Annotated in this window: 9 protein-coding genes; all 9 read left to right on the top strand. The window is 37.3% G+C overall.

What is annotated here, in order from left to right:
- The first annotated feature begins 318 nt into the window (after positions 1–318).
- The 9 genes from LB452_RS02310 (at position 319) to clpX (ending at position 12455) form a co-directional block, all read left to right on the top strand.
- The gene (locus LB452_RS02310) at positions 319–3117 is read left to right on the top strand and encodes a TonB-dependent receptor (RefSeq protein ID WP_224460105.1); all 2799 of its coding nucleotides are present in this window, start codon (positions 319–321) and stop codon (positions 3115–3117) included.
- A gap of 18 nt (positions 3118–3135) precedes the next feature.
- The gene (locus LB452_RS02305; RefSeq protein WP_224460104.1) at positions 3136–4800 is read left to right on the top strand and encodes an SGNH/GDSL hydrolase family protein; all 1665 of its coding nucleotides are present in this window, start codon (positions 3136–3138) and stop codon (positions 4798–4800) included.
- A 248-nt stretch (positions 4801–5048) separates the two neighbouring features.
- Entirely contained in the window at positions 5049–6305 is a 1257-nt protein-coding gene (locus LB452_RS02300) for an OmpP1/FadL family transporter (protein ID WP_224460103.1), read from the top strand.
- Positions 6306–6314: 9 nt separating this feature from the next.
- A complete protein-coding gene (locus LB452_RS02295) occupies positions 6315–7871 on the top strand; it encodes an SGNH/GDSL hydrolase family protein (RefSeq protein WP_224460102.1) in 1557 nt (518 codons plus the stop codon).
- 85 nt (positions 7872–7956) lie between these two features.
- Positions 7957–8307, top strand: a complete 351-nt coding sequence (locus LB452_RS02290) for a phage holin family protein (protein WP_224460101.1) — start codon at positions 7957–7959, stop codon at positions 8305–8307.
- 110 nt (positions 8308–8417) lie between these two features.
- Positions 8418–9002 carry a CPBP family intramembrane glutamic endopeptidase gene (locus LB452_RS02285; protein WP_224460100.1) on the top strand — a complete coding sequence of 195 codons (585 nt, stop codon included), beginning with the start codon at positions 8418–8420 and terminating at the stop codon, positions 9000–9002.
- Positions 9003–9108: 106 nt separating this feature from the next.
- Positions 9109–10431, top strand: coding sequence for a trigger factor (tig, locus tag LB452_RS02280; protein ID WP_224460099.1), 1323 nt, complete (start codon positions 9109–9111; stop codon positions 10429–10431).
- Positions 10432–10544: 113 nt separating this feature from the next.
- Complete coding sequence (locus LB452_RS02275) at positions 10545–11219, top strand: ATP-dependent Clp protease proteolytic subunit (protein ID WP_322965860.1); 675 nt, start codon at positions 10545–10547, stop codon at positions 11217–11219.
- A gap of 3 nt (positions 11220–11222) precedes the next feature.
- A complete protein-coding gene (clpX, locus tag LB452_RS02270) occupies positions 11223–12455 on the top strand; it encodes an ATP-dependent Clp protease ATP-binding subunit ClpX (RefSeq protein WP_224460098.1) in 1233 nt (410 codons plus the stop codon).
- Positions 12456–12597 lie beyond the last annotated feature (142 nt).

Below are 12597 nucleotides of genomic sequence, written 5' to 3'. Positions count from 1 at the left end.
GAATAGAGTATACGTCATTTTTCTTGTTCAAGAACATCCAATACAAATTGTCAAAACATCTGAGTACTTATTCAATGTCAACTGCCAATGAAATATGAGTTTGTTAATAGACAAGATCAATTCAGCTTGATATTCAAAGCATCTAATTCTTTCAAAAGTCAAAAAACAATTTGTAGATAATCACAAAAGGAATTATTTGACAAATAAAATAGTAGATCAATAAAAATTTTGGACATAAATTATTTTTTTATCAAATTAAATTTGGCGAATTAAATTTTAATTATTTAGATTCGCTTTAACGAATTTTAAAATATAATTATGAAAAAAGTATTCTCTTTTCTTTTCTTGATGTTTTGTTTGTCCTCTTTTTCTCAAACTGTAATTACAGGAACAGTAAAAGATAATTCAGGAATTCCTTTGCCCGGTGCTAATGTGATAGTAATGGGTTCTGATGAAGGAACAACTTCGAATTTTGATGGTAAATTTGAATTAAAAACAGATCGGATCCCTCCTTTTGATATTGTAATTTCTTTTACGGGATTTGAAAACTCAACGGTAAATATTTCTAGTAAAACTCAAACGATTGAGGTGGAGTTAGAATTGAGCAGTCAGCTCGATGAAGTTGTTATTTCAGCTTCAAGAACACCAGAACGTGTTTTTGAATCTCCAGTTACCATTGAGCGATTTGGAATCAATGAGGTAAGAAACACAGCTTCCGCAGATTTTTATGGAGGACTCGAAAACCTGAAAGGAGTAGATATCAATAAAAATAGTTTAACCTTTAGTTCTGTCAACACCAGAGGTTTTGCTGGATTTGCCAATGCAAGATTTATGCAGCTTGTAGATGGAATGGACAACTCAGCTCCAGCACTTAATTTCCCTCTTGGTAATTTGATTGGGATGATTGAAACTGATGTGCAAAGTGTGGAAATTTTACCAGGGGCATCGTCCGGATTATATGGCGCCAATGCTTTCAACGGTATTTTATTCATGAGAAGTAAAAACCCATTCGAATTTTCGGGTATAAGTGGTTATGTGAAACAAGGGATTACTTCACAGGAAGCTGCTGGTGATAACTCTTTCACAGACGTTGGGATAAGATTAGCTCATAAATTCAGCGATAAATTTGCGGCTAAAGTCAATTTGGGTTATCTCAAAGGGACTGATTGGTGGGCAACAAACCAGGAAGATAAATTGGGTAGAGGACTGACAAGAGCAGATACAGATTATGATGGAATAAATATTTACGGAGACGAAGTTTCCACAAATATAAGAAGCGCTTCAGGGCTTGGTATTATACCAGATGTTGAGGTGAGTAGAACAGGTTACAATGAAGTGGATCTTACTAATTACAATGCAGAGAGCTTGAAAGCAGACTGGGGATTGTATTACAGACCATGGGAAGATGATTTTGAGATACAATATGTTGGTAAAATAGGAAGTGGAAACACCATCTATCAGGGAGCTAACCGATATAACATTAAAGATTTTGTTCTTCAACAGCATAAAATTGAGGTGAAAAACAATAATTTCTTTTTCAGAACCTATGTGAACATTGACGACGCAGGAAACTCCTATGATATGGTCTTCACTGGAATCAATATCAATAGAAGTTGGAAAAGTGATGCTGACTGGTTTGGAGATTACATTCAAACTTTTGCAGGTATTGAATTATCAGGAAATCCACAAGGTTTGACAACACAACAAAAGCATGATGCTTCCAGAGCAGCCGCAGATACAGGTAGACTAATTCCAGGGACTCCAGAATTTCAAAACGCTTTTGATCAGGTGATACAAAATCCAGATTTAAGTCAGGGATCAAAATTTCAGGATAATTCAAGATTTTATCATTCTGATGCCAATTATAACTTTGGACACTTATGGGACTTTGCAGAGGTACAGGCTGGTGGTTCGTTAAGAGTTTATGAACTCAACTCAGGCGGAACAATTTATACAGATAATGATGGAAGCATCGGATATTCTGAATTTGGACTTTATACGCAAATTCAAAAAGATGTGGAATTATCAGATTTAGTAAAATTGAAATTAACAGGCTCATTGAGGTATGACAAATCAGAATTATTTGACGGCTTCTTTTCGCCAAGACTTTCCGCTGGATTTACCATTGCCAAGGATCACAATATTAGGGCCTCTTTCCAAACAGGTTTTAGAAATCCAACCACTCAGGATTTATATATCGGACTTGATGTAGGAAGAGCTGTTTTAATAGGTAGCGCCTTTGATAACCCAGCAAGATATTCGAAGCAATTCAGTGTTGCTCAAGGAAACTTGAGTTCTTTTGGAGCTGCTGTTTTGGGTTCACCAACTTTAGATCTTGATGGAACAGGAGCTTACGAAAATTCTTTCACGGCAAATTCTGTTAGTCAGGATTTCTCTCAGTCAGGCAATCCAGCAGATCTTGAAATTGGAAACTCAAGTCTTGCGACACCTGAGCAGGTTTCTTCATTTGAGTTGGGTTACAGAGGTAAGATCGAAGGTTTTGTAATTGATGCATCGGTCTATCACAACATATATCAAGACTTTTTATCCAACGAAAATGTTCTTGCTCCTTTTTATGGTGATGTGGAATTAACAGAAACAGTCCCTGGTACAAACACTCCTTTGGCAGTTGCTGCCATCGCTAATGGAGACTTTCAGGTCTTCCAAACCTATACCAACACAGAAGAAGAAGTTAGATCTTACGGAGGTGCGATAGGTTTATCTACAAAAGTTTTCGGTGGTTTTGACTTAAGTTCAAATTATACCTATGCCTTGCTCGACTTCGATGTCGCTGCAAATCCTAACGTAAGGTTAGGCTTTAATACTCCGGAACATCAGGTTAAAACTTCATTTGGTCACACAGACCTTTTTGAAAACTTTGGTTTCAATGTCGCCTGGAGATGGAGAGATAGTTATTTCTGGGAAGCGAGTTTTGGAGATGGAATTGTTCCTTCTTTCAATGTTTTCGATGCACAAGTGAATTACAGAATCCCAAAATATAAGTCTACACTCAAGCTTGGTGCTGCCAACATATTACAAGACGAATATTTCACAGCATTTGGAACAGGCTTTATTGGCTCTCAGTACTATATTTCTTTGACCATAAATAACTTTTAATTTTCTAAAATTTTTTAAATGAAAAATTCTAAATATTTTATTCTCGCTTTTTTAATAATAAGTTTATGGGCATGTGAAAATGATGCTTTGGAGGATTATAAGGAAAGAGCATCTCAAAGCACTGGTCAGGACTTTGAAGAATTTACGGCTGGAAATGCTGATTTTTCAACCTATGTATCTTTAGGAAATTCTCTTACAGCTGGATTTTCTGATGGTGCTCTATACCGGGTTTCACAGGAAAACTCAATGCCTTCTCTTTTAGCAGGGCAATTTTCCTTGGTTGCCAATGGCGGTGCTTTTGTACAGCCTTTAATGAACGATAATATAGGTGGACTTTTAGCAGGAGGCTCACCGCTTCCAGGTTTTGGGCCAAGGCTGGTTTTTGATGGTTCAGGTCCTGTGCCTCTTTCAAGTCTTGTTTCTGGTGTCCAGCCTACAACAGACATCTTGGCAAATAATCCATCCGGACCTTTTAACAACCTAGGGGTTCCTGGTGCAAAAAGTTTCCACTTGCTGGCTCCAGGTTATGGTGACTTTTCCGGAGTGGTTTCGAATCCTCCAACTGCCAATCCATATTTTGTAAGGATGGCAAGTTCGCCACAAACTTCGGTTCTGGCAGATGCAATTTCACAGCAACCTTCTTTTTTCACCTTATGGATTGGCAATAACGATGTATTAGGATATGCGCTTTCTGGTGGAGATGGTTCCAACCCAATTACACCAGTAGATGGTCCTCCGGGAGTTGGCTTTAGCCAGACTTACCAAGCTATAGTAGGTTCGCTTGTTGGAAATGTTCCTAATGTTCAGGGCGTTTTAGCCAATATTCCAAATGTAGCAGCTATACCACATTTTACAACTGTCCCTCATAATCCTTTGGATCCATCCAATCCAGATTTTGGAGCACAGATTCCAACATTGAATTCTATTTTTGGAGCGATAAATCAAGTTTTCCAGGCTTTAGGAGAAACTGAAAGAATTATAGAATTTTCGCCAAATGCTGCTAACGCCGTAGTTATTCAGGATGAAAACCTAACTAACATTTCAGCTCAAATATCTGGCGCCTTAGCTCCAAATCCACAGTTTATAGCTCTGGTAACAAGCTTTGGATTGCCACCGCAGGCAGCTCCACAAGTTGCACAGTTACTTGGCAATACTTATGGCCAAGCCAGACAAGCTACTCCCGATGACTTGCTTGTTTTGCCTAGCAGTTCGATTATAGGAACTGTAAACACGGCTAGAGTTGGGTTCCTTGTGTCTCAAGGACTTCCTCAAGCCTTGGCTGGTCAATTTTCTGCTGAAGGAATTACTCTTCCTTTGGAAGATAAGTGGGTATTACTTCCTGAAGAACAAGAAGATATTTTGAATGCTACAATCGAATTTAATCAGATTATAGAACAAACTGCTAGTGCGAATGGTTTTGGGTTATTTGATTCCAACACTCTGTTAGATCAGATCGCTTCTGTAGGTGTGGAACAAAATGACTTAATATTAACTTCAAATTTAGTAACCGGTGGAGCTTTTTCATTAGACGGAGTTCATCCAACTTCCAGAGGCTATGCTTTAATAGCTAATGAAATTCTAAAAGTTATTGATTCTAATTATGGGACAAACTTTGAAGCTTCCGGAAACCTTATTGACATATCAAATTTCAATACGACCTATTCACCAAGCTTACTGAATTAGAGAAACACCATACCTTACTAATATTCATTTAAATTGCTAAAAAAAGCTTCGTTTTTGTAAACGAAGCTTTTTTAGTTCTAAGCATTTATAATGAATAAAATTTAAGTTTTCCCATCACTGGAAATCAAATGCTTATAAGCCCGTGTACCATTCACCATTGAAAGAAAGCAGCCTCAGCGTTGTAAAATTATTAATAAATGATAAATTTGAATACGAATTTTAGAATTTCATAATAAAATAAATTCAATATGAAGAACTTTTTAATCTCAGGTTTACTTCTCATGTTAGCATCTGCTTCAGCTTATGCAGGAGGCTATCGAGTAGCAGCCCAAGGCCAGAGAGCTTTAGCGATGGGTCATGCTGGCGTAGGCGTTGTCAATAGTGCAGAAACAGCCTTTTTCAACCCTTCAGGTTTAGTATACCTTGAAGATAAATTCACAGTTTCAGCTGGTATAACCGGTGTGTTCTCAAACGTCAAGTGGCAAAATACATCTACAGGTCAATTTGCAGAAACACGTCAGGATCCTGGTACCCCATTTTATTTTCACGCCGCCTATAAAGTTAATGAGTGGATAAGTTTAGGCTTATCTGTTTCAACTCCTTTTGGTAGTTCTGTAGAATGGGAAAGGGATTGGCCAGGTTCTCATTTGGTTAATGACATTAATCTTGCTGCTATTTTTATTCAACCTCTAGCTTCTATAAAACTTTCTAAACATTTCAGTATTGGTGGTGGACCTATTTTCGTGACTGGTAACGTAAATTTCAATAGAAATGCCAACCGAACACTTACAGATGAACAGGGCAACAGATCGAACATTACCATTGACGATACTGGTGTGACCAACACCGGATGGAGTGCGAGTTTTATGTTTACCCCTGTTGAAGAGCTTAGAATCGGGTTCAATTACAGATCAGAAATACTACTCAACGCGGAAGGTGGAGAGGCTACCTTTGTCGACTTCCCAAATTCTACGCTTACTCCACAAAGTGGAACAACTGAATTTGATGCTACTCTTCCAATGCCTGCCGAGTTAACGATGGGTTTTGCCTATGAAATGAATGAAAAGTGGCTATTCGCATTCGATTATCAAAGAGTATTCTGGGAGGTTTATAACTCACTGGATATAGATTTTGCAAACCCAAACGTTGCAACTTCAATCAATCCAAGAAATTATAAAAATGTTTCTAGTTATAGGTTTGGTGCTCAGTATAAAGCAACAGATAATCTGACTTTGAGAGCAGGATATTACTTTGATGATTCTCCTGTTCAGGAGGGGTTCTTCGCTCCTGAAACACCAAGGAATGATGGAAACGGATATACTGCCGGTCTATCTTTTCAAATTTCAGAAAAATTCGCAGTTGATGCTTCCTTTCTTTATTTAAGATTTAAAGAAATTGATGCTTCTTATGATTCTTACACAGAAAATGGGCAAAGCGTGCCTTTCGAAGGGACTTATAAGTCCAATGCATTTCTGCCAGGTATCGGAGTAACTTATAAACTATAATCAGAGATAATGAAAAACTATATAAAATTTTTACCCTTTTTAGCTTTCGGACTCTTCGCTTGTGAGCCTGAGTTTGAAGAAGGTATTGAAGAAAACGAAATCTATACAGCTGGTGAAGCAGATTTTTCTAATTACGTTTCACTAGGAAATTCTCTTACCGCCGGTTATGCTGATAATGCTCTTTATGTAGAGGGGCAAGAAAACTCCTTTCCGAATATTTTGTCAGGTCAGTTTGAGCTTGTTGGTGGAGGAGAATTCACTCAGCCACTTATGGCAGACAACCTTGGTGGGTTGAAATTGAATGGAAATCAAATAACTAATAATAGATTGGTGTTGTCTTCAAATGCTGGACAACCAGTTATACCCCCAGCTCCTTTAGCTGGAGACCCACAAACTGAAATTACAAACAAACTTTCTGGACCTTTCAATAACATGGGAGTTCCTGGTGCAAAAAGTTTTCATCTGCTAGCTCCTGGATATGGAAATGCTGCAGGTCTCCCTGCTCAGGCAAATCCTTATTTTGTTAGATTTTCTTCAACAGATAATGCTACGGTTCTTGGTGATGCTTTAGCACAAAATCCTTCCTTTTTTTCCTTATGGATTGGAAACAATGATATTTTAGGCTATGCGACAAGTGGAGGTACAGGTGTAGACCAAACTGGAAATATAGACCCTTCTACTTATGCTCCCAATGACATTACGGATCCTAACGTGTTTGCCAGTGTTTATAGTCAATTGGTAAGCGGTCTAACAGAGTCAGCTTCTGGAGGTGTAGTTTACAACATTCCAAACATTACAGATATTCCATTCTTTACTACTGTGCCCAACAACGCCTTGGTTTTGGATGCTCAAACTGCAGGAAACTTAACAGGCTTTTTTCAAGCTCTTGCAGGTATTTTTACCCAAGGACTTATTCAGCAAGGAGTGCCCCCTCAACAAGCACAAGCAATAGCGGGTCAATATGCTATCACATTTAATGAAGGTCCTAATAGATTCATCATAGATGTTCCTGTCACACAAACCAATCCTTTAGGATTTAGACAAATGCAACCCGAAGAATTGCTGTTGCTTACGATTGACCAAGGCGCATTAGCTCAAGGTTATGGTTCTGTAGCGCTTTCACCAGAGGTTCTTCAGGTTTTAGGTCTTCTTCAACAAGGGGGTAGTCCAAGTCCGGAGCAAGCACAATTGGTCTTGAATGCGGTCAATGGTATTGATGATAAGGATGCTCTAGATACATCAGAATTACAAAATATTTCAAATGCGAGAACAGCTTACAATTCTACAATCCAAGGTCTGGCAGAAGCCAATAATTTAGCATTTGTAGATGCTGACGGTTTATTACAGCAGGTATCACAAGGAATTAGTTTTCCTGGAGGTATTGTGACCTCAGATTTTGTGAGTGGTGGTGGTTTTTCTTTGGATGGAGTGCATTTAACCCCACGTGGCTATGCCCTGGTTGCCAATGAAACTCTCCGAGCTATCAATATGACTTACGGTTCTGACTTGCCAGAAGTCAATATTGGTGAATACGGAACGGTTACATTAAGCGATAACGTCAATTAATTAAGGTTTAAATTCTTTAAAAACTGCTTCAATAGATTTATTGAAGCAGTTTTTTTATTTTTACATTCAACCAAAACCCTAACCGATGAAAGTTTTATTACAAATTATACTCACAGGAATAATTGTCTTGGTGTTATCCAATATCCTCGGCGGAGTTTATGTCTCCGATTTTTTTACTGCTATTGTAGTTGCTGCGATTTTAGCCTTACTCAATATATTTGTAAAACCCATTCTTCTTATATTAACGCTGCCGGTCACAGTAGTAACTTTTGGTCTCTTTTTATTAGTAATCAATGCGCTTATTATTTTGATGGCAGACGGTCTCGTAGATGCTTTTAGAGTCGATGGATTCTGGTGGGCAGTGTTGTTTAGTATCCTGCTTTCATTTCTCCAGTCTATTATATTTTCAGTTGCCGAACGCTCAGGAAGAAGATAGCTTCGAGTAAGAGTTTATATTTTTAATAAGTAAGTCTTGCACACTTATCACTAGAACCGTCACATCAACTTATTCTACTAAAGAATTGAATTTTTAAAATTTATCGACTTATGCTTTTAACCAAAAAAGCCATGTTTACTTTATCTGTATTTACGCTCTTTGGATTTAGTGGCATAGCTTATCTCATTCTAGCATTTTCAGATGAGGTTCAGTATTTTGAAATGTTTAATTATAACAACTTGCTTTTGTCAATTCCTTTAGGTTTGGGATTTGGTGCTGTAGCTGCTTTCATTGGGGTATTACTGTTGAAATTACCACCGTTAAAAGAAACGAATACTTTTTATGCCAACCTTTTTAAAAGTTTGGACCTACATTGGCCAGACATACTTTTCTATTCGTTTTGTGCTGGGGTAGGTGAAGAAATTTTGTTTAGAGGGGCTCTACAGCCTTTGCTAGGATTGTGGTTTGCTGCGATTTTGTTCGTAATACTTCATGGATACATATCTACCAAAGATTGGAAAAAATCTATTTACGGAATTTTTCTGATTTTCATTTCAGCTGGCTTTGGATATTTAGTTCTGTATTTTGATATCTATGCGGCGATGGCTGCTCATTTTATTTTTGATGTCATTATGTTCGTCAAACTGAAAAGAGATTCCAAAGCAATCGCTTCAGAATCTTCAGAATTGGATTGATTTATTTGGAATACTTTAAGCTTTAGAAAGCGCTCACGATTTATAAAAACTTGGTAAGCAGTGAAATAAATTGTAATTTTGCACTTTCAAAAAATAATCCTTTAGAATGAATATAACGAGAGAAGACAAAGATCAACTGAATTCTGTAGTCAAAATTAATATTGAAAAGGACGATTATAGTCCAAAGGTGGATAAAATCCTTAAAGACTATCGCAAAACTGCCAACATTCCAGGCTTTAGAAAAGGCATGGTTCCAATGGGGATGATTAAAAAACAATACGGTCAGGCTGTTTTGGTAGATGAAGTCAACAAATTATTGCAAGAATCTTTAAATTCTTACATCACAGAAGAAAAGATCGATATTTTAGGAAATCCACTTCCTAGACCACAGGATGACCTTAACTGGGAGTCTGACAACTACACATTTGAATTTGAATTAGGTCTAGCTCCAAAATTTGATGTCACTCTGGAGGGTGAAGGTCCTGTAACTTATTATAATATTTCTGCAGACGAGGAGATGATTGATAATCAAATCAAAACCATTCAGCGTCAGTATGGAAAACTAGTGACTCAAGAAGAGGTTAAAGAGAATTATACAGTTGTTGGTACTTTCCATAATGAAGAGGAAAGCATCGAAAATGAAGCGACTTTCAAGGTTGAAGATATTGAAGGTAAGACTAATCAAAAAGCGCTTTTAGGTGCTAAAGTCGGAGATCAAGTGACTTTAAAATCCAATAAACTTTTTAAAGATGACGACACTTTAGCAAGACATTTAGGTCTTGAAAAAGATAAAGTTGAAGGTCTTAAAGTGGATTTGACATTCACGATCAAAGAAATCAACGAACAAATCTTAGCTGAACTTAATCAGGAATTGTTTGACAAAGCATTTGGTGAAGGTGAGGTAACTTCAGAAAAAGAAGCTAAAGAAAAGATAGCAGAACAGTCTAAGCAAACTTTTCAGCAACAAGGTGATCAACAATTTTTCAATGATGTCACAGAGCTTTTAATCGAAAAAGCAGACATGGAATTGCCAGCAGAATTTCTTCAGAAATGGCTTCAAACTCAGGGAGAAAAGCAATTGACGCCAGAGGAGGCTACAGAAGAATACACAAAAAGCGAAAAAGGGATTAAATACCAATTGATCGAAGCTAAAATCGCTAAAGACAACGATATCAAAGTCGAAGTCGAAGATGTTAAAAAAGTAGCCAAGGAAAAAATCAGAATGCAAATGATGCAGTTTGGTCAGCAAGATTTCCCAGAAGACCAAATGGATCCTATCATTCAGAACTTAATGTCCAACGAAGAACAAGTGAGACAATTTTCTGAAGAAGTTATGGTTCAAAAACTACTTGAGCTTTATAAAGATAAAATGGAAGTTGAAGAAAAAGATGTAACTTATAAAGAGTTTGTCGACAAGATTTATAAGTAAATCATATTCAACATATAAAAAACTAAGCCTATAGCTTGAAGTTAACATTTAGTAAAAGAACAACGCTAGACTTTAACTTCAAGCTATATTCGTTTTAAAATACAGAGGATACTATGAAAATGGATAAAGAATTTAAAAAGTTTGCCACCAAAGATCACGGTGTCAATGCCAATTATTACGACAAGGTCATCACAAGTATGATTCCTACTGCGATGACTCCAAATATCATCGAAGAGCGACAAATGAATGCAGTGGCTATGGACGTATTTTCAAGATTGATGATGGATAGAATCATCTTCTTAGGAACACCGATCAATGATCAGGTAGCCAATATCATCCAGGCTCAATTGTTATTTTTAGAAAGTACAGATTCTTCTAAAGATATCCAGATTTACATCAACTCTCCTGGAGGAAGTGTTTATGCTGGTCTTGGAATTTACGACACCATGCAATTTATCAAACCCGATGTTGCGACTATCAATACAGGAATTGCAGCATCTATGGGAGCAGTATTATTATGTGCTGGAACTGCAGGAAAACGAAGCGGTCTGCCACACTCAAGAGTTATGATTCACCAACCAATGGGGGGTGCTCAAGGACAGGCAGATGATATAGAAATTACTGCAAAACAAATTGTTCTTTTGAAAGAAGAACTTTACAAAATCATTTCCAAGCATTCCGGAAAATCTTATGATGATGTATACAACGATGGTGATAGAGACTTCTGGATGAAGGCAGACGCTGCCAAAGAGTACGGAATGATAGATGAAATATTGACAAGAGAGTAAATTATGGCTAAAGAAGAGTTAGAATGTTCGTTTTGCGGACGTAAAAAAGCAGAAACCAGCTTGCTCATTGCAGGACTGGATGCGCATATTTGCGACCGATGTATAGAACAAGCTCACGGTATTGTATTAGAAGAATCTAAGCAGGATAGTACGGAGGAATTGACTTCAGAATTGAAGTTGAGAAAGCCTAAAGCGATTAAAGATTTTCTAGATCAATATGTAATAGGACAAGACCAAACTAAAAAGGTAATGTCCGTTGCTGTCTATAACCACTACAAGCGATTGTTACAGCCAAACTCAAATGACGATATTGAAATCCAAAAGAGTAATATCATCATGGCAGGGCAAACAGGTACTGGTAAAACATTAGTTGCCAAGACCATTGCTAGAATGCTGAATGTACCTTTAGCTATTGTCGATGCAACAGTTCTTACTGAAGCAGGATACGTTGGAGAAGATGTTGAAACTATTTTGACCAAACTCCTTGCTGCAGCAGATTACAATGTGGAAAAAGCCGAGCACGGTATCGTGTTCATAGATGAAATTGACAAAATAGCCAGAAAGAGTGATAATCCTTCTATCACCAGAGACGTTAGTGGAGAAGGCGTACAACAGGCGTTGCTCAAACTTTTGGAAGGAACTACAGTGAATGTACCACCAAAGGGCGGTAGAAAACATCCAGACCAAAAGTTTATTGAGGTCAATACTGAAAACATTCTGTTCATTGCAGGTGGTGCTTTTGATGGTATTGAAAAGAACATTTCCAAGCGCCTGAATATGCAGGCTGTTGGTTACGGTGCCTCAAAGTTGGGCGAAAGCGTAGATAAAGAAAACATCTTACAGTATATTATCCCTAAAGATCTTAAAGATTACGGACTTATTCCAGAAATTATTGGTCGTTTACCTGTTCTAACTTACATGGATCCTCTGGATAAAGACACCTTGAGATTGATTCTGACGCAACCGAAAAACGCAATTATAAAACAGTATCAGAAGTTATTTGAAATGGATAATATCGATTTTCAAATTACAGACGGTGCTTTAGATTTTATTGTGGAGAAAGCTCTTGAGTATAAATTAGGTGCCAGAGGCTTGCGTTCATTATGTGAAGCTATTCTTACTGATGCCATGTTTGACATGCCGGAAGGTGACGAAACAGAACTAAAAGTCACTAAAACTTATGCTGAAAAAGCTTTAGAAAGAACAAGTCTTAGAAAATTGAAAGCAGTGGGTTAGACTAAATTCAATAAGTAACTATATAACCTCATCAATTAACTTTGATGAGGTTTTTTTATGAAATTATTCGAATAGGATTTTTCCAGAGCCATAAGAACTGGGTTAAAATATCTAAGGAATTTAATTGATGTTGTACTTAATT

Source organism: Psychroflexus longus, assembly GCF_020164595.1.
Lineage (GTDB): Bacteria > Bacteroidota > Bacteroidia > Flavobacteriales > Flavobacteriaceae > Psychroflexus > Psychroflexus longus.
Note: the sequence above shows the minus strand (reverse complement) of the source record. Positions and strands in the feature narration are given on the sequence as shown.